At 61.2% G+C, this 22,288-nt stretch carries 14 protein-coding genes and 7 pseudogenes; 5 read left to right on the top strand and 16 right to left on the bottom strand.

Annotation, left to right across the window (positions count from 1 at the left end; genetic code table 11):
* Positions 1 to 101: 101 nt before the first annotated feature.
* From ccoP to ACFQAU_RS15510, 13 genes and pseudogenes are all read right to left on the bottom strand, one after another.
* Positions 102 to 1,003 (bottom strand): annotated as a pseudogene (ccoP, locus tag ACFQAU_RS15570) (cytochrome-c oxidase, cbb3-type subunit III).
* Positions 1,000 to 1,188: a cbb3-type cytochrome c oxidase subunit 3 gene (locus ACFQAU_RS15565; protein WP_120351105.1), complete on the bottom strand. Its 189-nt coding sequence runs from the start codon at positions 1,186 to 1,188 to the stop codon at positions 1,000 to 1,002. Before ACFQAU_RS15565 ends, ccoP begins: the two are co-directional and overlap by 4 nt.
* A 10-nt stretch (positions 1,189 to 1,198) precedes the next feature.
* The gene (ccoO, locus tag ACFQAU_RS15560) at positions 1,199 to 2,035 is read right to left on the bottom strand and encodes a cytochrome-c oxidase, cbb3-type subunit II (RefSeq protein WP_206054254.1); all 837 of its coding nucleotides are present in this window, start codon (positions 2,033 to 2,035) and stop codon (positions 1,199 to 1,201) included.
* Positions 2,036 to 2,040: 5 nt separating this feature from the next.
* Positions 2,041 to 3,651, bottom strand: a complete 1,611-nt coding sequence (ccoN, locus tag ACFQAU_RS15555) for a cytochrome-c oxidase, cbb3-type subunit I (protein ID WP_132443373.1) — start codon at positions 3,649 to 3,651, stop codon at positions 2,041 to 2,043.
* A gap of 120 nt (positions 3,652 to 3,771) precedes the next feature.
* Positions 3,772 to 6,219, bottom strand: a complete 2,448-nt coding sequence (locus ACFQAU_RS15550; RefSeq protein ID WP_132443372.1) for a GcvT family protein — start codon at positions 6,217 to 6,219, stop codon at positions 3,772 to 3,774.
* A gap of 1 nt (position 6,220) precedes the next feature.
* Positions 6,221 to 8,681, bottom strand: a pseudogene (locus tag ACFQAU_RS15545) (GcvT family protein).
* Between the two features lie 88 nt (positions 8,682 to 8,769).
* Positions 8,770 to 9,357 (bottom strand): helix-turn-helix domain-containing protein, encoded by a 588-nt coding sequence (locus ACFQAU_RS15540; protein WP_132443370.1) that lies wholly within the window; start codon positions 9,355 to 9,357, stop codon positions 8,770 to 8,772.
* 91 nt (positions 9,358 to 9,448) lie between these two features.
* A pseudogene (locus ACFQAU_RS15535) lies at positions 9,449 to 10,713 on the bottom strand (ABC transporter permease).
* Positions 10,713 to 11,516 carry a taurine ABC transporter ATP-binding protein gene (locus tag ACFQAU_RS15530; protein ID WP_067629395.1) on the bottom strand — a complete coding sequence of 268 codons (804 nt, stop codon included), beginning with the start codon at positions 11,514 to 11,516 and terminating at the stop codon, positions 10,713 to 10,715. Before ACFQAU_RS15530 ends, ACFQAU_RS15535 begins: the two are co-directional and overlap by 1 nt.
* 112 nt (positions 11,517 to 11,628) lie before the next feature.
* Entirely contained in the window at positions 11,629 to 12,621 is a 993-nt protein-coding gene (locus ACFQAU_RS15525; protein ID WP_067629393.1) for a taurine ABC transporter substrate-binding protein, read from the bottom strand.
* Positions 12,622 to 13,048: 427 nt separating this feature from the next.
* Positions 13,049 to 13,824 (bottom strand): annotated as a pseudogene (locus ACFQAU_RS15520) (MetQ/NlpA family ABC transporter substrate-binding protein).
* Between the two features lie 41 nt (positions 13,825 to 13,865).
* Entirely contained in the window at positions 13,866 to 14,540 is a 675-nt protein-coding gene (locus tag ACFQAU_RS15515) for a methionine ABC transporter permease (protein WP_067629388.1), read from the bottom strand.
* The gene (locus ACFQAU_RS15510; protein ID WP_067629386.1) at positions 14,530 to 15,591 is read right to left on the bottom strand and encodes a methionine ABC transporter ATP-binding protein; all 1,062 of its coding nucleotides are present in this window, start codon (positions 15,589 to 15,591) and stop codon (positions 14,530 to 14,532) included. Before ACFQAU_RS15510 ends, ACFQAU_RS15515 begins: the two co-directional genes overlap by 11 nt.
* Positions 15,592 to 15,783: 192 nt before the next feature.
* Here ACFQAU_RS15510 and ACFQAU_RS15505 point away from each other — a divergent pair, with 192 nt between their 5' ends.
* Together ACFQAU_RS15505 and ACFQAU_RS15500 are read left to right on the top strand one after the other, a co-directional pair.
* A complete protein-coding gene (locus tag ACFQAU_RS15505; protein ID WP_132443367.1) occupies positions 15,784 to 16,701 on the top strand; it encodes an MBL fold metallo-hydrolase in 918 nt (305 codons plus the stop codon).
* Positions 16,702 to 16,920, top strand: a pseudogene (locus ACFQAU_RS15500) (hypothetical protein); the annotation flags it as partial.
* A 125-nt stretch (positions 16,921 to 17,045) separates the two neighbouring features.
* On the opposite strand, the gene ACFQAU_RS15495 reads toward ACFQAU_RS15500, so the two are convergent.
* The 3 genes and pseudogenes from ACFQAU_RS15495 to ACFQAU_RS15485 form a co-directional block, all read right to left on the bottom strand.
* On the bottom strand, positions 17,046 to 17,603 hold the full coding sequence (locus ACFQAU_RS15495) for a hypothetical protein (RefSeq protein WP_132443366.1): 558 nt from the start codon (positions 17,601 to 17,603) through the stop codon (positions 17,046 to 17,048).
* A 94-nt stretch (positions 17,604 to 17,697) separates the two neighbouring features.
* Positions 17,698 to 18,422, bottom strand: a pseudogene (locus ACFQAU_RS15490) (RlmE family RNA methyltransferase).
* Positions 18,422 to 19,540, bottom strand: coding sequence for a Ppx/GppA phosphatase family protein (locus ACFQAU_RS15485; protein WP_067266266.1), 1,119 nt, complete (start codon positions 19,538 to 19,540; stop codon positions 18,422 to 18,424). Before ACFQAU_RS15485 ends, ACFQAU_RS15490 begins: the two are co-directional and overlap by 1 nt.
* Positions 19,541 to 19,837: 297 nt before the next feature.
* On the opposite strand from ACFQAU_RS15485, the gene ACFQAU_RS15480 reads away from it, so the two are divergent.
* The 3 genes and pseudogenes from ACFQAU_RS15480 to ACFQAU_RS15470 all read left to right on the top strand — a co-directional run bounded on the left by ACFQAU_RS15480 (position 19,838) and on the right by ACFQAU_RS15470 (position 22,183).
* Positions 19,838 to 20,134, top strand: a complete 297-nt coding sequence (locus tag ACFQAU_RS15480; RefSeq protein WP_067625152.1) for a virulence factor — start codon at positions 19,838 to 19,840, stop codon at positions 20,132 to 20,134.
* Positions 20,135 to 20,164: 30 nt separating this feature from the next.
* Positions 20,165 to 21,093, top strand: a pseudogene (locus tag ACFQAU_RS15475) (methylenetetrahydrofolate reductase).
* A 10-nt stretch (positions 21,094 to 21,103) separates the two neighbouring features.
* On the top strand, positions 21,104 to 22,183 hold the full coding sequence (locus ACFQAU_RS15470; RefSeq protein ID WP_132443364.1) for a methyltetrahydrofolate cobalamin methyltransferase: 1,080 nt from the start codon (positions 21,104 to 21,106) through the stop codon (positions 22,181 to 22,183).
* Positions 22,184 to 22,288 lie beyond the last annotated feature (105 nt).

The raw sequence follows: 22,288 nt of genomic DNA, 5'->3' as shown, positions 1-22,288 counted from the left end.
ACATCGGCGGTATGCTCCGGGGTTACGTCTTGCGGCCTACACCCGCGGGGCGCAGGCCGCTTTGATCTGCATCAATCCGCAGATCATTTTGTCATACCTACTCAATCGGCGGCTGCACCCTCGGCATCGACCGCAGCCTCGCCCCCGCCCAGACCGTGGACATAGGCGGTCACAGCGCGCACCTCGGCCTCGCCCAGACGGGCCTGCCACGGCGGCATCACCCCCATGCGCGGCGTTTTGAGTTGCCGCAGGATCGCATCATGGCTGCCGCCGCGCAGCCAGATCGCATCGGCAAGGTTCGGCGCGCCCATCTCACGGTCGCCAAGGCCGCGTTCCCCATGGCAAGCGCTACAGTTGTCGGCAAAGACTTCCGCTCCCGCCCGCGCCGCGCCCGCGTCATGCTCAAGCCCCGACAGGCTGCGAACGAAATGCACGGTGGCGTCGAGATCGGCCTCTTCCATCCAGTCAAAGGGCGGCATTTCAGAGAAGCGCGCGTCGGGGTCATCTTCGTTACGGATACCGTGGCGCACTGTATAGGCGATATCCTCCATCGTGCCGCCCCAGAGCCAATCGTCGTCCAAAAGGTTGGGGTAGCCCGAGGCCACGACACCCCCGCCCCCGCGCCGTGGCATTGCGAGCAATTGGCGGCAAAGACCGAGCGCCCGGCCTGCGTCGCAAAACGGTGCAGTTCTTCGTTGTCCTTCAGCACCGCCAGATCGACGGTCACGAGGCTCTGCGTCAGATCGGCGTTCGACAGGTCCACGCGGGCGATCTCGGCGGCGACTTCACCGCGGGTGGAATAGCCCAAAAGCCCCGCCGTAGCACCCGAGACCATCGGCCATGCGGGATAGAGGATGGTATAGATCACGCCCCAGACGACGGTGGCGTAAAAGGTCCAGAGCCACCAGCGCGGCAGGGGCGTGTTCAGCTCTTCGATCCCGTCCCAACTGTGGCCTGTGGTCTCGGTCCCGGTGGCGGGGTCGATCTTGCGATTGTCGGTCATGGCTGGGCTCCGTCATGGCGGGCTTGGTCAGGCTCTTCGTTGCGAAATGGGACGGCGGCGGCATCGTCGTGCAGGGCGCGCGCGCCGGGGCGAAAGGCCCAACCAATGACGCCGAGAAAGATCAACGTCAGGATCAGAAGCGCCCAGCTGTCTGCCAGTTCGCGCAGGAAAGAATAGGTGTCCATGGCAGGCTCCTCAGCGGGTGGCGTCGGGCACGAAGGTCGAGAAATCGACCAGCGTCCCGAGCATTTGCAGATAGGCGATCAGGGCATCCATTTCGCTGATGCCCGGCTGCCCGTCGAAGCTGCGCACCTGCGCGCCGGGGTAGCGTTCCAGCAGCCCGTCGTAGTCCCCCATGGGATCGACCTGCACCCGGAAATCGCCACGGACATTTGTGATCATCTCATCGCTATAGGGCACGCCGACCGTCCGGTGGGTCGCCACCAAATCTGTCACACCCTCGGGCTCGAGCTTGGCGTCCATCAGAAAGGCGTATTTCGGCATCACGCTTTCCGGCACCACCGATTGCGGGTCCATCAGGTGATCGACATGCCACTCATCCGAATAGCGCCCGCCGACCCGCGCCAGATCCGGCCCGGTGCGTTTAGAGCCCCATTGGAACGGGTGATCGTACATCGATTCCGCGGCAAGGCTGTAGTGGCCATAGCGCTCGGTCTCGTCGCGCATCGGGCGGATCATCTGGCTGTGGCAGACATAGCAGCCCTCGCGCACATAGATTTCCCGCCCCGCCAGTTCCAGCGGCGAATAGGGGCGCATGCCGTCGACCTCTTCGATGGTATTCTCCAGCCAAAAGAGCGGCGCGATTTCAACGATCCCGCCGATGCTGACCACCCCGAGCGAGGCAATCAGCAGCAGGGTCGCATTGCGCTCGAACCGCTGGTGAAAGGTGATCGTCTGCGTCTCGGGCGGCAGTTCGTTGGGGATTTTGCCCGTCTTCACGCCTTCGCTGGCGGTTACGACCTTGGGATCGTCAGCGGGGTCATAGTTCGGGCTGTGGGGGTTCTTGGCCATTGATCTTACTCCGCTGGCAGGGCGACGGTGACGGGACGGGCTTGCGGGGCGCGGATGGTCATCCACATGTTCCAGACCATCACTGCACCGCCCGCGAGGTAGAGCACCCCGCCCAGACCTCGGACCACATACATCAGGAATTTGGCTTCGACGGTGTCGGCAAAGCTGTTGACGAGGAAGCCATTGGCATCGACCTCACGCCACATCAGCCCCTCCATAATGCCTGAGACCCACATCGACGCCGCGTAGAGAACGATGCCAAGGGTCGCGAGCCAGAAGTGCAGGTTGATCGCCGCCATGGAGTGCATCTGCGCCCTACCCCAGAGCCGTGGCGTCAGGAAGTAAAGCGCGCCAAAGGTGATCAGCCCGTTCCATCCAAGCGCGCCGGAATGCACATGGCCGATGGTCCAGTCGGTGTAGTGGCTCAGCGAGTTTACCGCGCGGATCGACATCATCGGCCCTTCAAAGGTCGACATGCCGTAAAAGGCGAGCGAGGCGACGAACATGCGGATGATCGGATCGGTGCGGATCTTGTCCCACGCGCCTTCGAGCGTCATCAGACCGTTGATCATCCCGCCCCAACTGGGCATCCACAGGATGATCGAAAACACCATCCCCAGCGTCGCCGCCCAATCGGGCAAGGCGGTGTAATGCAGGTGGTGCGGCCCGGCCCAGATATAAAGAAAGATCAGCGCCCAGAAGTGGATGATCGACAGCTTGTAGCTATAGACCGGGCGGCCAGCCTGCTTTGGCACGAAGTAATACATCATCCCAAGGAAACCGGCTGTCAGGAAGAAACCCACCGCGTTATGGCCATACCACCACTGCGTCATGGCATCCTGCACGCCCGCAAAGACCTGCACCGATTTCGAGCCCCAGATCGACACCGGGATGGCGAGGTTGTTGACCACATGCAGCATCGCCACGGTGATGATGAAGGCCAGAAAGAACCAATTGGCGACATAGATATGACGCTCGCGCCGCTTCAGGATCGTGCCGAAGAATACGGCGAGGTAGGTCAGCCAAACCATGGTCAGCCAGATGTCGACGTACCACTCCGGCTCGGCATATTCCTTGGATTGGGTGGCCCCCAGCAGATAGCCTGTCGCCGCCAGCACGATGAAAAGCTGATAGCCCCAAAAGACGAACCACGCCGCGTTCCCACCCCAGAGCCGCGCCGAAGAGGTGCGCTGCACGATGTAGAACGACGTGGCGATCAAGGCATTGCCCCCAAAGGCGAAAATCACCGCGCTGGTGTGCAGCGGGCGAAGCCGGCCAAAGTTCGCATAGGGCTGCGCCCATTCGATATTGAGGGCCGGAAAGGCGAGCTGAAAGGCGATGAAGGTGCCGACCAGAAACCCCACCACGCCCCAAAAGGCGGTGGCAATCACGCCATAGCGGATCGGACCATCCATATAGCCCTGCGGCGCCATGGACACGGCAGGCCGTGCATCCTCAACAGGCATTCGGCGCAACTGCCAAAAGAACAACCCCGCCGCCACCAGCATGATCAGCAGGGCATGGACCATATAAGCCGGATCGCGCGCCCAATCCGCCCCGAGTGCTGCAAAAAACACTATAAGCGCAAGCACGATCAACTTGAGCGTATCGAACATATTCCGAATCCCTTCATCTTTGGGAGACGGATCGCATGCGGCTGAGACCACCGCTTTGATCTATGTCAAAGAGGGCGGCATAAGCCTGCGAAGGGCGCGATTTCTGGGCGGGCGCGGGGCCTAGCTTTTCGAGCGCGCCCCGCTGGGATCATACATCGGTTTCAGGCTCGCCTCGGCCTTGATCCGGCGGCCCGCGACGTCGATCTCATAGGTCGAGCCCAGCAGGTCGGGGACGCTTTCCCCTTCGCAGGGCACATAGCCCAGCCCGACCGCGCCGCCCAAGTGATGCCCGTAATTGCCCGAACTGAGATAGCCCGCGAGTTGCCCGTCCCGCAGGATCGGCTCGGCGTGATACAGCAGCGGCTCCGGGTCCGTCAGACGGAATTGCACCATCCGCAGGGTCAGCCCCGCCTCCTTCTTGCGCAACACCGCGTCGCGGCCAATGAAATCGGGCTTGTCGGTCTTCACCGCAAAGCCCAAGCCCGCCTCCAGCACATGGTCCTCGCAGGTGATGTCATGGCCGAAATGGCGAAAGCCCTTTTCGATCCGGCAACTGTCCATCGCGTGCAGCCCGCAGAGTTTCAGCCCATAGGCCGCGCCTGCTTCGATCAGCACCTCAAAGACATGGGCCGCCATTTCAGTGCTGACGTAAAGCTCCCAACCCAGTTCGCCCACGTATGACACGCGGTGCGCCCGGGCGAGCCCCATGCCGATCTCGATCTCCCGCGCCATGCCGAAGGGGTGCGTCTCGTTAGAGAAGTCATTGGGGGATATCGCCTGCAAAACCTCCCGCGCCTTTGGCCCCATTATGGCGAGGACCGCTTCGCCCGCCGTCACATCCGTGATCACAACAAGGCGCTCGCCCGTATGACGGCGCAGCCATGTTTCATCCGCCAGCCGCGTCGCGGCGGGGGTGACGACGAGATAGGCCGTTTCGCTGAGCCGCGTCACGGTGACATCCGCCTCGATCCTGCCCCGAGGGTTGAGGAATTGCGTATAGACAATCTTGCCCACCGGCACCGCCATCTGCGCACCGCAGATATGGTTCATGAAAGCCTCGGCCTCTGGCCCCTCGACCCGGATCTTGCCGAAGGACGACATATCATAAAGCCCGACGCCCGTGCGGATGGCGGCGTGTTCGGCGGCTTGATTGTCGAACCAGTTCTGCCGCCCCCAAGCGTAGCGGTATTCACGCTCTTGGCCGGCATCCGCAAACCAATTGGCCCGTTCCCAGCCCGCGAATTCGCCCATGACCGCGCCATGCTCCAGCAGATGTGCGTGCACCGGGCTGCGCCGGATGCCCCGCGCGGTCGCCTTTTGGCGATAGGGAAAGTGATCGGCATAGAGCAAGCCCAGCGTTTCGGTCGACCGCGTCGCCAGATAGGTCTTATTGCCCTGAAACGGCTGCATTCGCGCGATGTCCACGTCACCCAGATCAAAGGGTTTTTGCCCGTCTTCCATCCATTGCGCCAGCGCCATGCCCGCGCCGCCCGCCGACTGAATCCCGATAGAGTTGAACCCGGCGGCGACCCAGACATTGTCCATCTCGGGGGCCTGACCGAGGTGATAGGCATCATCGGGGGTGAAACTTTCGGGACCATTGAAAAAGGTGTGAATCCCCGCGTCCGCCAGCAGTGGCAACCGTTTGACGGCCATCTCAAGGATCGGCTCGAAATGGTCGAAATCTTCGGGCAGTTGGTCAAACTCGAAACTCTCGGGGATGCCCTGCAGCGCCCATGGCTTGGCGACAGGCTCAAACGCACCAAGCAGGATTTTGCCCGCATCCTCTTTGTAATAGGCATACTCATCGGGGACACGCAGCACCGGCAATTCACGCAAGGAGGGAATGGCTTCGGTGACGATATAGAAATGCTCACAAGCTTGCAGCGGCACGTTGCTGCCCAGCATCCTGCCCACGTCCCGCCCCCACATGCCTGCGCAATTGATGACATGCTCGGCCTCGATCTGCCCCGCGCTGCCATCCTCCCCGGCCCAATCTACTGCTGTGACCCTACGCCCCGCGCGCACCACGCCGGTGGCCTTGATCCGCTCTGCCACGATCGCGCCACGCGCCCGCGCGCCCTTGGCCAACGCCAGTGCAATATTGGCCGGATCGCCCTGCCCGTCTTTCGGCAGATAGACCGCGCCGGTCATGCCTTCGGTCTCAATGTGGGGATACTTGGCGTGCACTTCCGCGGGGGTGATTTCCTCGACCTCCACGCCAAAGGCGCGGGCCATGGCGGCCTGACGCAGGATTTCCTCGCGCCGCGCAGGTGTCAGCGCGGCAGTGATCGACCCCACGCGCTTGAACCCCGTGGCGACCCCGGTTTCCGCCTCAAGCGCGCCGTAGAGTTCTTGGGAATATTTCGCCAGCCGCGTCATGTTCTGCGTCGCGCGCAGCTGCGCGATCAGCCCTGCCGCGTGCCATGTGGTGCCAGAGGTAAGTTGTTTACGTTCCAGCAACACGACATCGGTCCAGCCGAGCTTTGTCAGATGGTACGCGACCGAACAGCCGATCACGCCACCGCCGATGATGACGGCGCGGGCTTTGGAAGGCAGCTGTACCATTTCAGACCTCCTGCGCGCGGATGCGGGTGTTTTCACTGTCCCAAAGCGGCGCGTCGGGCTGCACCGTGGCGCGGTAACTCTGGCCAAAGATTTCCACCGTGAGGTCGGTGCCCGGCACGGCAGCCTCGGCCTGAACCACCCCGAGGGCGATGGAGGCATCGGCGCGGTAGCCATAGCCGCCGCTGGTCACTTCGCCCACAACCCGGCCCTTCAGGCGCAGTGTGGCCATCGCTGGCGCGTCTTGTGGATTGCCCTCAACGACCAACGTGACGAAGCGCCGCTGCGGCCCCGCCGCCCGTTCGGCAACCAGCGCCGCTTTGCCCGGAAACGCCTGCGGTTTCTCCAACCGGATGAACCGGTCCAACCCGGCTTCCAGCAAAGTGTATTCCTGCGACAGATCGCCTTTCCAGGTGCGGTAGCCTTTTTCAAGCCGCATGGAATTGAGCGCGAACATCCCGAAAGGTACGGCCCCGCCCGCGATGACCGCATCATAGATCGCGGGCATATCCGAGGGCGCCGCGTGGATTTCCCAGCCCAACTCGCCTGCGAAACAGACCCGCGCAAGCAACGCGGGCTTGCCCTGCACAGATGCCTTTTGATGGCTGAGCCACGGCAATGCCAGATCGGCATCGGGAGCCAGTGGTGCCAAAAGCGCACGGGATTTCGGGCCACAGAGGATCAGGGTCGAGACTTGATCTGTTTGATCCGTCAGGCTGATCGCCCCCCTTTGGGCAACGCATCGCGCAGCAGTTCAAAGTCATGCCATTGCGCGGGGGCGGCGGTGATCAGGGTGAATTCATCTTCCGCATGCCGCAGGATCGACATTTCGGTCAGCACCCGCCCCCGGCTGTCGGGGAAATAGCCCAGTGTCATCCGCCCCACTTTGGGCAGCGCGCCTGCGATCCGCCCCAGCAGCCAGTCCGCAGCGCCCGGTCCCGCCAGCGCAAAGCGTGAGAAACCGGGCAGGTCCAGCACGCCGACATGGTCGCGCACCGCCTCGACCTCCGCCCGGACCCGGACGGCCCATGGGCCAGCCCTGTCCCATGTCTGGGTCGCCTCTTCCGAAGTATCATCGCCGGGTTTTGCGAACCAATTCGCCCGTTCCCACCCGTTGTAGGCGCCCATCTGACCGCCCGCCGCGCGCAGGCGGTCTTGCAGCGGCGACAGTTTCTTATCGCGCCCCGCAGGCCATGCGTGATGCGGGAAATGCATCGCATATTCATGACCATAGGTCTCTAAAGCCTTGGCGAGGGTGAAGTCGTGATCGGCATGGGCAGTGAAGCGGCGCGGGTCGACATCCCACATGTCCCACTCTGTTTCACCCGCCATGATCCATTCGGCCATGACCTTGCCCGCGCCGCCGCCCTGCGCGATGCCGAAGGTAAAGCTATGCGCCTCAAAGGCATTTGGCACGCCGGCCATCGGGCCGAGCATCGGCAAGCCATCGGGCGCATAGGGGATCGGCCCATTGATCACCCGCCCCACACCGCTTTGGCCCAAAAGCGGCATCCGCGCCATGGCGTCTTCGATATACCATTCCAGCCGGTCCAGATCATCGGGGTAGAGCTGAAAGCTGAAATCCTCGGGCATCGGATCGTCGGGGGTGATCCAATGGGCTTTGCAGTTGCGCTCATAGGGACCGAGGTTCAGACCGTTCTTGTCTTGCCGCAGGTAATAGGAACTGTCCACATCGCGGACCATCGGCATTTTTTGGCCCTTTTCGGCGGTCCATGCGGCCAGCTCGGGGATTTCTTCGGTCAGGAAATACTGATGGCTCATCACCACGGCAGGCACCCGGCGGCCGCCATGGGGGCGGAACCATTCGCCGACCCGCTGCGCGTAATAGCCGGCGGCGTTGACCACCTTCTCGCAGCGGATATCGCCCTTTTCGGTATGGACGATCCATTCGTCCCCATCGCGATCTATGCCGGTGGCGGGGGTAAAGCGGTGAATTTGCCCCCTGCCTCCCGCGCGCCTTTGGCAAGGGCTTGGGTCAGTTGTGCCGGGTCAATGTCCCCATCCAAGGGATCCCACAACCCGCCCGCAAGGTCATGTAGCTCTATGAACGGATTATGCTCTTTCAGCTCGGCGGGGGTGCACATCTCCATCCCCAGCCCCTGCGCGCGGGCCATGGAGGCGACATGTTCAAACTCCTGCATCCGTTCACGGCTATGGGCCAATCGCAGCGCCCCGGTCACGTGGTAGTTGATCGGATAGCCCACCGCCTCGCCCAAGCTGCGGTACATCTCTAGCCCGTAGCGCTGCATGTTCATCACCGCCCATGAATTCGAGAAATTGGGGCAGTTGCCCGCCGCATGCCAAGTGGAGCCCGCGGTGAGCTCGTTCTTTTCAAGCAGGACGCAATCGGTCCAACCCGCACGGGCAAGGTGGTAGAGGGTCGAGACCCCAACCACGCCGCCCCCGATGATCACGACCCGCGCCGTTGTCGGAAAATCAGCCACGTTCAGCTCCCTTTGCCAAGCACTGCCAAAGGCTGACCAATGGCGCCCCCGGTCAGTTTGAAACAATTTGAATTGATGAAAACCCGGTTCAGTAAACCGGCGGAGAGATCACCCAGACCACCACGGCGGGCGTGTCGTAGGGGTTGTCCCAAGTGTAATATTCGCCCCGAATGCGAAAGCTGTCGCCGGGGCAGACGGTAAAGCTGCGCTCTGCAATCTTCAGGTTCAACCGGCCCGAGATGACAAAGCCCACCTCCTGCGTTTCGCGCATGACGGGCGCCTCCAGCCCCGAATAGGCTGCAAAGGTCGAATGGATGACCTCGAAACTGTCGGTCAGATCGGGGGAAAGCAACTCTTCCGTCAACCCGTTGGCCGCACTTCCCATGGCCCGCCGTGCCCCGGCGCGCACAACATAGCCGCGTTCTTCGGGGGTCACTGTCGCTTCGCCAAAGAGCAGAGAGACCGGCACATCCAAGATCTCGGCCATGCGTCGCAGATCTGAGATGGAGGGGGTCGAGATATCGCGTTCGACCTGACTGACCCAGCCAACGGAACGGTCCAACGCCTCGGCCATATCGGTCAGGGTCAGTCTGCGCCCCTTGCGGATCGCGCGTAAATCGGCCCCTAGTGAGCGTGGCGCCGTGGCCTCGGCCCCCTGCCTTTTCGCTCGGGTCATGTGAAAATATCCTCCATTTTTTCACTGTGGCGCGGAATTCGGCGTCTGGCAAGTGTTTCTCCTCGAAAGCGATGAACTGAGGCGGGCGGGGTTAAGACCGCCCCTTCCAAGGCACCAACAGCCGCTCGGCCTTGCGCATCAACATGTCGATGCCAAAACCGATGACGCCAATCAGGATGATCCCCATCAGTACGATGTCGGTCAGCTGGAATTTGGAGGCGACCATGATCATCATCCCCGCCCCTTTTCTGCGGCCACCAGTTCGGCGGCCACCACCGTGCCCCAGCAGACGCCCATCGCCACCCGCGCCCCGGTAAAGATCTCGGGCAGAGAGTTCGGCACGATAACATGGCGCATGATTTGCGCCTTGGACGCGCCAAGCGAATAGGCCGCGTGGACCTTGGTGATATTCACCCCCGACACGCCCGACCGCGCAGCGATGGCCATGATCCATAGGGCCGCAAGGAACAGCAGGATGATCTTGCCCACCTCGCCGATGCCCGCCCAGATGATCACCAACGGAATCAGCGCAAGCGGCGGCACGGGGCGCATGAATTCGACAATCGGATCGAACCACCCGCGGAACCAGCCCGACAGGCCCATGGCATAGCCCAGCGGAATGCCCACCAGCGCCCCAAGGGCAAAGCCCACGACAACGCGGAAAAGCGAATAGCCCAGATGCTCCCACAGGGTGCTGTCCCGGTAACCTTGGCTGGAAATCTCACCCAACCGGGCGACCACGGCCTCAGGTGGCGGCAGCCAAATCGGCTCCATCTGCCAGCCCTTCGCAGGCTCAAAATTAAGCGTGCCCTTGGGCGACATGCCGACGCGGCCAAAGTCAGTCAGCACCTCCCCACCCGGCACGATCTCCTGGCCGTTCACCGCGACGACGCGGTGCCCGACATCGCGGCCCTTGTCGTCATTCTTATCGACGCGCAAAAGCCCCGACCGCCATGCGCCGATGGTGAAAGCGTCATTCTTGGCCCAGCCTTCGCCGGGATCGACCTGCGGCGTATCGGCATCTTCGCCCACGGGATGCACCAAGACGGTGATCGTCGCATCATCGCGGCTGCCGTCTTCGGCCTCTGCGGTATAGGTCAGCTCGGCCAGCCCCTCAAAGGGGCCGGGCGCATGCAAAAACCGGGGCAGCAGCGACGAGCCGGTAAAAGCGCCCCACAGCAAAAAGATCGTCAGGATCGAGATTACGCTGGCGGTGCGGTTCGAGGTGACAGCGCTTTCATCGCCAAAGGTGACGGTCTTGCGCGCAACAAATCCATTCGCAGTCTGGTCGACGGCAAGACGCACCAAAAAGAATGAGACGACAAAGATAACGATATAAATCAGTAGGATAACCATTATGCGTCCTCCGTCCGGCCCATAATCTCTTCTTCCATGTCCCAGATCATACCAAGGATCTCTTCGCGTCTTTCGGCGAATTCAGGGTGTTTCTTAACTTCGCGCAGATCATGGCCCACACCCAGATCGGCAAAGGGCAGACGGTATTCGCGGTGAATGCGCCCCGGACGCGGTGCCATGACCAAGAGCCGCTCGCCCAGCAGCAGCGCTTCTTCGACCGAATGGGTGATGAGGATGATGGTCTTGCCCGTCTCTTTCCAAAGCTTCAGAACAAGGCTTTGCATCTTTTCACGGGTCAGGGCATCAAGCGCGCCCAAAGGCTCATCCATCAGGATCACGTCGGGATCATTTGCCAGACAACGCGCCAGCGCCACCCGCTGCTGCATCCCGCCGGAAAGTTCGTAGATCGCCTTTTCCTTGAAGTCCCGCAGCCCGACGATATCGAGCAGGTGGTCGACCTCGGCCCCGTATTGCTTTTCGCTCTGCCCCTTCATCCGAGGGCCAAAACTCACGTTCTCGCGCACCGACATCCATTCAAACAGCGCACCCTGCTGAAAGACCATGCCCCGCTCTGCATCCGGCCCGGTCACGTTGTGGCCATTCAAAACGATCTCGCCCGAGGTTGGCGCAAGAAATCCCGCAACGATGTTCAGAAGCGTCGTCTTGCCACAACCCGAGGGCCCCAGCACCGACATCAATTGGCCTTCGGCAAGGTCAAGCGATACGTTTTCAAGCGCCTGTACGTGACCGCCATTGGGCAGGTCGAACCGCATCGACAGATTTTCGATTTTTAGTCCCGACATGCCGCCCCGGTGCCCCCTGCTATTTTTGTAAGACCGCCCCCGCCTGCCCGGCTCTTCGGCTACAACGAACCGGGCAAAGATTGGGGGCGGCCCCGTATTGAGCCGTCTTGGCTTACATCTCGCCTGCGGCCTGCAACGGACCGGTGTTGACCGCGTCGTCGTAGCTGTCGAGCGCCGCGTCGATCGCGCCCGCTTCGACAAAGACATCTGCGACGCCTTTCATGAACTCCTGCGCGCCACCCCCGAGCCATTTCTCTCCCATCTGATCCTCAAGCGAGGGGAAGGTGAAGGTCGCGATCGTTTCCATCGTGGCGTCTTCGTCCATGCCGGCGTCCTTGGCGATCACGGGCAGCATCTTGGCTTGATTGGCCTCATCGGCCCACATCGCATTCGCTTCTGCCGTGACTTTCAGGAAAGCAGACACCGTATCGGAATTTTCAGCCACCCAAGACGCCGGGCCAGAGGTCACATCGAAAACGAGAATGCCCAGTTCTTCTTTCTCGGCGCCCGTCAAAAGGATATTGCCATGCTCCAGCATCCGCCGCAGAGAGCCGCCCCAGCCGCAGGCCATATCGACCGAACCCTGCGCGATGGCTGCAGCGCCATCAGGCGGCGCCATGTCGACCACATCAAGCGACCCAACATCGACGCCGAAGTGGCTCATTTGTTTGAGAAAACCGTAGTGCGCAGCGGTGCCGAGTGGCACGGCGACCTTCTTGCCTGCCAGTTCCGCGACGGAGGATTTATCGATCTCTAACTCCTCCCGGATCACGCAGTTATCATTCTCGGAATAGCTGACTGCGACATCAAGAATCTGAATATCTTGCCCCGCCGAGGTCGCCACCACGAAGGGCGGCACGCCTTGGCTTACCGACATATGCACATCGCCCGACGCCATCGCCGCCGACATGGCTGTGCCGGAGTCGAAGCTGACCCAATTCACACTGGTGCCAAGGGCTTCGTCATACATCCCCTCGGCCTTGGCATATTGGAACGGCATCGGCCATTCGAGGAAATACCCCACGGTCAAATCCTGCGCGGCAGATTGGGTGACACCCATCACAAGCAGGCTGGCGGCGGTGCCCATCAGTTTCACGGTCTTCATGATATTCTCCCTAGGTCTGTTATGGTCGCTTCTTCTAATTGAACGTCCCGTTCACATGTTTCGCGACCATCGGCCCCTGTCAGACATCAGGAAGGGCAAGCCCCGGGTCATGTGAAAAAACCCCTCGTGATTTCACGATACGGGTGGAATTGAACTTTTCAACAAAATTCTCACGCCGCAACGCAACATAATTTTCATGTTAAGAAGTCTGCGTAGAATTTAGCCGGGGGCACTTTTGCCCCTCGCAACGATAGGCGAGAGCTACGCGGTATTCCTAAACAGTAATTTAATTGTTTTGGCCGACCGTCAGACTCAACCTAATTGGAGAGGAGTCTTAACCTGCCGAAATGCAGCCCCTTTGGGGCGATGGTGATCTTGACCCGCGCGGGGCGGGTCAAGTCTGTCGTGACGCTCTGAAAGCGCGCGTTTACCAGGAGGTGATAACAGTGCCCTGATAGCTTTCATCGATGAAGGCTTTGATTTCATCGGAATGATAGGCCTTGAGCAGTGTCTCAACCCATGCGGCTTCCTCGTCGCCTTTGCGCACGGCGATGACGTTCACATATGGGTTCTCGGCGCTTTCCATCGCGATGGAATCTTCCTTGGGGCTCAGACCCGAGGCAATCGCGTAGTTGGTATTGATCAAAGCCGCATCCAGATCGGCCAGCGACCGCGGCAGTTGGGCGGCATCAAGCTCTTTGAAGGACAGGTCCTTGGGGTTCTCGGTGATGTCGAGCACGGTCGGCACCAGACCTGCGGCCTCATCCACCTTGATCAGACCCAGTTCTTGCAGGACCAGCAGCGCGCGGCCACCGTTTGTGGGATCGTTCGGGATGCCGAATGTGGCCCCTTCTTCCAGATCGGCAAGCGCGGTGATCTTGTCCGAATAGACACCCATGGGGGTCGTGATGGTGTTGCCAACGACGCTCAACTCAAAGCCGCGGTCTTTCATCTGCGCTTCAAGATAGGGCACGTGCTGGAACGAGTTGGCCTGAATGTCGCCATCGGCCAGCGCTTGGTTCGGGACCACGTAGTCAGAGAATTCGACCACATCGATGTCCAAGCCCATCGGCTCGGCGATACGGGCGACCTCTTCCATGATCTCGGCGTGCTCGCCGGGGAAACGCCGACTTTGATTTCCTCGGCGGCAAGACCGATGGCCATCAGCGCCAGAACGGAGGTGAGTGTCGTAAGACGAAGCATAGTAGTCTCCTTAGATTGAGAGAGCGGGTGTAAGGCGCGGCCTATTGGCCGCCGCTTTTGGTGGCCCGTTTGTCCACGGCGCTGGCGATACGCTCGCCGATGGACTGCACAAGCTGTACCAAGACGATAAGAATGATCACGACGATTGCCATAACGTCAGGCATAAACCGTTGATATCCATATCGAATACCAAGGTCTCCCAGCCCTTCGCCCCCTACGGCCCCGACCATGGCGGAATAGCCAATCAGGCTGACAATCGCCAAGGTCAGGCCCAGCGTGATGCCGGGGAGCGCTTCGGGCAGCAGCACTTTGCGGATGATCTGCAGCGGGGTCGCACCCATCGCGCGGGCGGCTTCGATCAACCCGGAATCGACTTCACGGATCGCGTTTTCCACCAGACGCGCGATGAAGGGGACCGTCGCGATAGTCAGCGGCACAATGGCCGCCGTGGTGCCAATAGAGGTGCCGGCCACCATCCGGGTAAAGGGAATGATCGCCACAACGAGAATGATAAACGGAACGGAGCGCGTGGCGTTCACCACCAGCCCGAGCACCTTGTTCACCCAAGGCGCGGACAGCAGTTCTCCGCGTTGCGAGGTGGCGAGAAACAGCCCCAGCGGCAGGCCAAAGACCGTGCCAAGAATCGCGGATACCGCCACCATATAGAGCGTTTGCCCCGTCGCTTCGATCAAAAGGTTAATCAGATTAGCCGACATAGCCCAGCACCTCCGTCAGAAGCCCGTGTTGTTCCAAAAAGGCGCGCGCTTGGGCGGCCTGCGCCACCGGCAGAGACACCAGCAGGTTGCCGAAGGGCCGGGTTCCGATCTCTTCGACAGCGCCCGCAAGGATATTGACCGGAATGCCCATATCCTGCGTCAGCCGCGCCAACATCGGATCGGTGGCATGGGCGCCTGCAAAGGTGACGCGGATCACCTCTTCGCCGCCCGTTGCAGGGGCGGTTTGGGTCAGCCGTTCTTTGACGAAAGCAGGCAGGGTGACGCCGGTCACGCCCGAAAGGAAGGACCGCGTCGTCGCGTGTTGCGGCGCGGTGAAGATGTCATAGGTGGCCCCATGTTCGACGATCTGGCCTGCGTCGATCACCGCCACATGGCTCGCGATGTCGCGCACCACGGCCATCTCATGGGTAATCAGCAGGATCGTCAGCCCCAGATCGCGGTTGATGTCCTTCAAAAGCGACAGAACCGTTTGGGTGGTCTCAGGGTCCAGAGCTGAGGTCGCCTCATCCGAGAGCAACACTTTCGGCCCGGTGGCCAAGGCGCGCGCGATGCCGATACGCTGCTTCTGTCCGCCCGAAAGCTCTGCCGGGTAGCGCCCCGCCTGCGCGCTTAGCCCGACCCGGTCGATAAGGTCCGCCACACGCGGTTTGATCTGCGCGCTCGGCATCCCGGCCACTTCGAGCGGCAGCGCGATATTGCCCGCCACGGTACGTGAAGACAGCAGGTTAAAGTGTTGAAAAATCATGCCAACGTCACGTCGGATCGCGCGCAACTTGCCGCCTTTGGCGGTGCTGACATCCTCACCGCCGACCAGCACGTTGCCGGTGGTCGGACGCTCCAACCCGTTGACCATGCGCAGCAAGGTCGATTTGCCCGCCCCCGAACGCCCGATGATCCCGGTGATTGAGCCCGGTGCCACGTCGAGGGATATCCCCTCAAGTGCATTCACGGTCGCCCCGCCTGCTTTGGTAAAGGCCTTGCCGACCTTGTCAAAGGCGATCGAGGCACCTTCTGTTGTGATATCAGTCATTTTCTGTCCGGGTCGGGGTGGGTTTCGAGTGGTGTCCCCTAGATAGAACCCCTGCCCCCGATGCAAGCCACGATCATGCATAGCTGCCTTGTTTTGCACACTTATCTCTTGCCGGGGCATTCGCCCCTTGTGCCGTCATCCGATGAGGATAATTATATTCACGAATCGGAATGAATGCGGGGAGGGCATAAGATGAAGGTCAATAGACGGACGGTGCTGGCAGGGATGGGCGCGGCGGCCCTTGCCCATGGCCCGCTGCGTGCCTTTGCCCTAACCTCTACCCAGATCGGTGGGTATGAGTTTGTCAGTGTGAGCGACGGCAATCTGCTGCTCCCGCGGAGTTTCTTCTTTGAAGGTTTGCCGCAGGAGGAACTGGCGCAGGTTTTGGCGCCCTTTGATCTCCCTCAGGACCAGTTGGCGCCGCCCTGCAACCTGACGCTTTTGCGCAATGACGACCGGGTGATCCTCTTCGACGCGGGCGCTGGCCCCGCCTTTATGCCATCGGCCGGATCGCTTTCAGAGAGTTTGGACGCGGCGGGCGTCGCCCCGGAGGCGGTGACCGACGTTGTCTTTACCCATGGCCACCCGGATCACCTTTGGGGCGTGCTGGACGATTTCGACGATCTGGTCTTTCCCAATGCGCGCTACCACATGGGTCAGGTCGAATGGGACTATTGGCGCGATCCGGCGACCGTGGACACAATCGGCGCAGCCCGCGCCGCCTTTGCCGTCGGAGCCGCGCGGCGGTTGGCGGCGATCCCGGACCGGGTGGCCCATTTCTCCGACGGCGATGAAGTGCTGCCCGGCATCATGGCACAGGCGAGTTTCGGGCATACGCCCGGGCATATGTCGTTCCTGCTGGGCAGCGGTAGTGACGCGATGATGATCGGCGGCGATGCCATCGGCAATCACCATCTCGCCTTTGCCCGGCCCGGCTGGGCCAGCGGATCGGACCAAGACCCCGAGCGCGGTGCCGAAACCCGCCAGCGGTTGCTGGACCGGCTGGCGGACGAACAGATCTGGCTGATGGGCTTTCACCTGCCACAGGGCGGTCTGGGCCGGGTTGAACGCCGTGGCGAGGGCTATCGTTTCGTCGGAGCCGCGCGATGAATCGGTTCCTTTGCATCACCGCCCAACTGCTCGCCTAAAACACCACGACCGGTAGAAATTGCGGACAGATACCTCGGCTCGTCGCTCTACGACAATCCCTATGCGGTCGTCCCCGGCGCGCGCTCTGCCGTCGGCGCGACCGCCCCGTAGACCTATGAAAACGCGAGCCATAACAACAATCTAAGCTTCATCGCCACCGGCGACGAGGTTGTTTTGCTGTATTTAATAGTCCCAGACTTCACTGTCATGTTTCGATAATCCTAGCCAAAGCGCTCGCAAGCACCAGTTCGGCCCCGCTTACCCTAAGGACCCGAGGGCGGATCACGCCCAGGCATAGGGTGGCATCAGAAAAAGGCAGCCGCTTCCAACTCCACCGTGATTACCCCGATGATCGCTCCGTTGGATGGTTCTGTAATGGGCATCGAAACACGGCTTTGATGCGCTTTGGAGCCTTCATCGATGGCCACTTGATCGATTACGAACATCCCCGATGGTGGCGTGAAACGATTGCTGTTCTTGGGCTTGCCGCCTTTGAAATAGACCGATGCGGTGCCGCTGGTGACGACGGTCAACCCATAGGCGTCAAGCAGCGCCACTTCGGCAATCTGACCTTTGGCGCGGGCAATCTGCGCCGCTAAGAAGGCTACGGCGACAGGGGCCGTTGCTTGGCTCGTCGGGGTGGCCTGCGCGGTCGCTGCGGCAGACGCGGCGGCCAAGACATTCATCTCTCGGTGTCGCTGGTTCTGCTGCGCAATCGCGTCAACGATGCGGGCATCATTGACCCAAGACAGCAGATCCCGGTCGATATAATCGTTCAGCGCCCAAGGCACTTCGGACGCGGTAACCTTGAGCCCGGAACACAGGATGAAGATGAGCGATACAAGTGGCAGGTGTCGAAGCATCGGGGAGCCCTCATGAGGTTGGCGGCGTAAAGACCGCGGGAGAGCTACACCCTAGCGTTCGATTGGTTTACGCCTCATGAACGGCGATCACCGCTTAGACCTCTTCGCCCTTAAACCCCGTTGCCACAACGAATTTCTCCGATGAATCCGGTCGGCTTGCGGGTGGTTTGATATTGGCAACCTTGGTGAAACGGCGCTTGAGCAGTTTTTGCAACTCGCCCTCGGCGCCCCCGCCAGCACCTTGGCCACGAATGTGCCGCCCTCTTCCAAGACGTCGAAAGCGAAATAGGCCGCCGCCTCGCAGAGTGAAATAATGCGCAGGTGGTCGGTCTGCTTGTGCCCCGAAGAGGCCGCCGCCATGTCGGACATGACCACATCCGCCTTGCCGCCCAGCCATTCCTTTACCTTGAGGTCAGCGTCGTCTTCCATAAAGTCGAGCTGGTGCAGCTCGCACCCCGCGATCGGCTCCATCTCTTGCAGGTCGACGCCCAGAATGGTGCCCTGCGTCTTGCCCTTCTTCTCGCCCAGCACATTGCAGCGTTTGACCGCGACCTGACACCAACCGCCCGGCGCGGCGCCAAGGTCCACCACCCGTGCACCGGGGACAAGGAAACGATATTTATCGTCTAGTTCCATAATCTTATATGCCGCCCGCCCGCGATAGCCTTCGGCCTGCGCGCGTTTGACATATGGATCGTTCAACTGCCGCTGCAACCAGCGGGTGGAACTGAGCTTGCGCCCGCGTGCGGATTTCACCTTGACCTTGAGGTCACGCTGACCGCGCCCCGAGGTGTTCTTTCCGTCCGGTGTCTTGGCCATCAAAAGACCCCTTCTTCTAATACGCCATCGGCGCTCATCTGTGCATATAGCAGGCCTTCGCGCAGACCGCGATCCGCAACTGACAGCCTGTCGGTCGGCCAGCAGCGCATCAAGGCTTGCAGGATCGCGGCGCCCGACATGATCAGGGCGGCGCGATCTTGCCCGATCCGCGGATCGGCGCGCCGCCCGCCCGGCCCCATGGCGATATAAGAGTGGATCACCTTGTCGATCTGCGCGCTGGTCATGCTGAGGCCATCGACCTTGGTCCGGTCATAGCGTTTCAGGTTCAAGTGGCTTGCCGCCACGGTGGTCACGGTGCCCGAGGTGCCGACGATCTGAAACCGCTTTTGCGACTGGATCGTCTGATAGGGCGTGAAATCGGTGAGGTTTTCTTCGAAAAACCAACTCATCAGGGCGAAACGCGCGGCGTCGTCTTCGACGTCAGAGAATTGGTCGCGCAGCGTCGCCACGCCCAGAGGCACGCTGATCCAATCCACCACCCGCGCGGCAGGCACATCAGATTTCGCCTGATAGAAGCCGCCCTGAAGCCGCATGATCGACCGGGCGCGATCCGCCCGAGGGACTTTGGAGATGTCGATCCAGACCAGCTCGGTCGAGCCGCCGCCGATATCGACCACCAGCAGGTTCTCCGTCTTGCGGCTGACCAGCGGCGCGCAAGAGATCACGGCAAGTTGGGCTTCTTCCTCGGGGCGGATGATATCGAGCTTGAGACCCGTCTCGCGCTGGATACGGCGCATGAACTCTGCGCCATTCTGTGCGCGGCGACAGGCTTCGGTCGCCACAAGCCGCATGTTTTGCACCTTGTTGCGTCGCAATTTCTGCTGACAAATACGCAATGCTTGGATGGTGCGCGCCATCGATCCGCGCGACAAACGCCCGGTTTTTTCCAAACCGGCACCCAATTGTACCGATTTTGAGAAACTGTCCACCACATGGAAACCGCTGCCACGAGGCTGGGCGATCAACATGCGGCAGCTATTTGTACCCAGATCTAGGGCCGCATATAGCTCATTAGATCTGGGCGGAACTGGCGCGGGGCTCAGAGCCGGGATGTCTTTGTCGAGCGCACCCGCACCTTTGGGACGCTGTGGCGCCATGGTTACGCGCCTTTCATATCGAGTTGCCCCCAAGGTATTCCCTGCGCCGGGCCGGTGCAAGTGGTCGCAGTGCCTTGGGCCAATTTCCGCGGCGTCCTGCGCCATGCCCCCACCTTTCGGCATCTCAGGACCACCTCACAATCATCTTGAGAATAATGGGGGCGCAGGGCCCTCGTGATGGCCCGCCCGATGCGCTATCACGAGCCCCAAGTCGCGGATGGGTCGTGTTTCGTCGAAAAACGGCCCTGTCCTGACCGCGACGCTCGTTAGACAGGTTTAAACCGGAGGAATCGTCCCATGCCCGCAGTCACCATCGTTTACTGGCGCGATATCCCCGCTCAGGTGATCGTCGGCAAGGGCCGCCGTGGGTCGAAACGCCCCCTGCCCGAACGCTTTGAACAGGCGATCGACCGCGCGGCGATGAAGATCGGCGCCGGAGATTCCGACGCTTATCTGGCGGAATGGCGCAAGGCGGACCCCTTTGAGGTTGAAGGCGATCCCGATGCCATCGCCGACGCCGAAGCCGCCCGGATCGACGCGGAATACGACCGCGACCGGATTAAGCAACTGATTGACAACGACGGCTGGGCATAGCCTGCCAGCCCTATGATCAAGGACACGCTCATGGCACTTTTGAACTTCCGCAAAAGGAAACACCGGCCCCGCAGGCGCCGGTGGCCGAAGTCGAGGCGGTGTTGAAAGATTATTCGATTGAGGTGATGCCCCGCACCGCCGAGAAGGTCGAAGATTTCCGCGCCCTGCTGCCGGAAGGCACCCGTGTCTATATCGCTCACATTGATGGCACGCCGATCGAGGATATGGTCGCCACCGCCGCACGGCTGAACGCCGATGGCTTCAAGGTCATGCCGCATTTTCCGGCGCGCATCATCAAGGACCGCGCCACACTGGCCGATTGGATCGCCCGCTATCAAGGGGAAGCAAACGTGCGCCAAGCGCTGCTTTTGGCGGGCGGTGTTACCACTCCCGTAGGGGAATTCAGCGACTCCATGCAACTGATGGAGACGGGCTTGTTTGATGAGGCCGGTTTCACCCGGTTGCATGTGGCGGGCCACCCAGAAGGCAACCGCGACATTGACGCCGACGGTGGCCGACTGAATGTAGATGCGGCGATGAAATGGAAGAACGACTTTCAGTCTCGCACGGATGCCGAAATGGCCATTGCCACACAATTCGCCTTTGAAGCGCAGCCGATCATCGAATGGGCCGACAGCCTTAAAGCGGCGGGCATCACCCTGCCCATCCACATCGGAATCGCAGGCCCTGCCAAGCTGCAAACCTTGATTAAATTCGCCATCGCCTGTGGTGTCGGACCATCACTGAAGGTGCTTCAAAAGCGCGCGATGGATGTCACCAAGCTGCTGTTGCCATATGAGCCGACAGATGTGATCAGCGAATTGGCCGCTTACAAAACAGCGCATCCGGACTTCAACGTCACTCATGTGCATCTTTTCCCGCTTGGCGGGATCAAGACCAGTGCCACATGGGTCCAAGAAAACGGCGGCGCCTCTGGCGTACCCGCCGACGCAGCCTAAAGGAAGTTACATGACCAGAACCGTCATCGAATCCAAGACTAAGACCGCAGTCATCGGCTTTGACGAGCCGTTTTGCGTGATCGGAGAGCGGATCAACCCCACGGGCCGCAAGATCCTCAGCCAAGAGCTTGAGCAAGGCGATTTTTCCCGCGTCGAGGCCGACGCCATCGCACAGGTCGCCGCCGGAGCTACGGTCCTGGATGTGAACTCGGGCGCGGTTTTCTCCAATAAAATGGCCGAAGACCCCCGCTATGCCGACAACAACTTCGTCGAGCCGATGCTGATGCCGGAACTGATCAGAGTGGTGCAAAACGCCGTCGACGCGCCGATCTGTATCGACAGCTCTGTGCCTGGCGCGCTGGAGGCGGGGCTAGAAACCTGCGAAGGTCGCCCGCTCTTGAACTCCGTCACCGGCGAGGAGGAACGGCTCGAACTCGTGCTGCCGTTGGTTAAGAAATACAATGTGCCAGTGGTGGCGATCTCTAACGATGACACCGGCATCTCCGAAGACCCGGACGTGCGCTTTGCCGTGGCGAAAAAGATCGTCGAACGCGCTGCAGATTTCGGCATCCCGGCGCATGATATCGTGGTCGACCCGCTGGTCATGCCGATTGGCGCCATGGCAACAGCGGGCCATCAGGTCTTTACCCTTGTGCGCCGCCTGCGTGAGGAATTGGGCGTGAACACCACCTGCGGTGCGTCGAACATCTCTTTCGGACTGCCCAACCGTCACGGGATCAACAATGCTTTCCTGCCGATGGCGATGGGTGCCGGCATGACGAGCGCCATCATGAACCCGGTGGCCGTGCCGCTCAACGCCGTCAAGATCGCCGAAAAGCGCGCCGTGATGGCGGCCGCGGGGATCATCCTGCCCGAAGAGATGGATGACGAGACCTTCGTGACGCTCTTCAATCTGGGATCGACCAAGCCCCGTCCGGGCAAGGAGATGGAGGCCATCCGCGCCGCCAACTTCCTCTTTGACCGTGACCCGCATGGCAGCGCATGGATCGAGTTCAACAAGGTCGCCCCCAAGGCCGGTCAAGAAGGCCGAGGCCGCGCGGGCCGCACCGGCGGTCGCCGCCGCCGCTGAGCCTGCTCGGAACGATGAAAGGCCCCGCCAGCATCGCTGCACGGGGCCTTTTGTTGTCGGCCTCCACGCAGAGCCGTTTTTTCAGAAAGGTCAATCGGCGGAAAT

Origin of the sequence: Sulfitobacter profundi (assembly GCF_042661425.1) — a bacterium.
Taxonomy (GTDB): Bacteria; Pseudomonadota; Alphaproteobacteria; order Rhodobacterales; family Rhodobacteraceae; genus Sulfitobacter; species Sulfitobacter profundi.
Note: the sequence above shows the minus strand (reverse complement) of the source record. Positions and strands in the feature narration are given on the sequence as shown.

What these genes read in the sequence shown, in the direction of transcription:
- ACFQAU_RS15565 (WP_120351105.1), bottom strand. Translation starts at nt 1,188, where the DNA reads ATGGACACCTATTCTTTCCTGCGCGAACTGGCAGACAGCTGGGCGCTT.
- ccoO (WP_206054254.1), bottom strand. Translation starts at nt 2,035, where the DNA reads ATGGCCAAGAACCCCCACAGCCCGAACTATGACCCCGCTGACGATCCC.
- ccoN (WP_132443373.1), bottom strand. Translation starts at nt 3,651, where the DNA reads ATGTTCGATACGCTCAAGTTGATCGTGCTTGCGCTTATAGTGTTTTTT.
- ACFQAU_RS15550 (WP_132443372.1), bottom strand. Translation starts at nt 6,219, where the DNA reads ATGGTACAGCTGCCTTCCAAAGCCCGCGCCGTCATCATCGGCGGTGGC.
- ACFQAU_RS15540 (WP_132443370.1), bottom strand. Translation starts at nt 9,357, where the DNA reads ATGACCCGAGCGAAAAGGCAGGGGGCCGAGGCCACGGCGCCACGCTCA.
- ACFQAU_RS15530 (WP_067629395.1), bottom strand. Translation starts at nt 11,516, where the DNA reads ATGTCGGGACTAAAAATCGAAAATCTGTCGATGCGGTTCGACCTGCCC.
- ACFQAU_RS15525 (WP_067629393.1), bottom strand. Translation starts at nt 12,621, where the DNA reads ATGAAGACCGTGAAACTGATGGGCACCGCCGCCAGCCTGCTTGTGATG.
- ACFQAU_RS15515 (WP_067629388.1), bottom strand. Translation starts at nt 14,540, where the DNA reads ATGTCGGCTAATCTGATTAACCTTTTGATCGAAGCGACGGGGCAAACG.
- ACFQAU_RS15510 (WP_067629386.1), bottom strand. Translation starts at nt 15,591, where the DNA reads ATGACTGATATCACAACAGAAGGTGCCTCGATCGCCTTTGACAAGGTC.
- ACFQAU_RS15505 (WP_132443367.1), top strand. Translation starts at nt 15,784, where the DNA reads ATGAAGGTCAATAGACGGACGGTGCTGGCAGGGATGGGCGCGGCGGCC.
- ACFQAU_RS15495 (WP_132443366.1), bottom strand. Translation starts at nt 17,603, where the DNA reads ATGCTTCGACACCTGCCACTTGTATCGCTCATCTTCATCCTGTGTTCC.
- ACFQAU_RS15485 (WP_067266266.1), bottom strand. Translation starts at nt 19,540, where the DNA reads ATGGCGCCACAGCGTCCCAAAGGTGCGGGTGCGCTCGACAAAGACATC.
- ACFQAU_RS15480 (WP_067625152.1), top strand. Translation starts at nt 19,838, where the DNA reads ATGCCCGCAGTCACCATCGTTTACTGGCGCGATATCCCCGCTCAGGTG.
- ACFQAU_RS15470 (WP_132443364.1), top strand. Translation starts at nt 21,104, where the DNA reads ATGACCAGAACCGTCATCGAATCCAAGACTAAGACCGCAGTCATCGGC.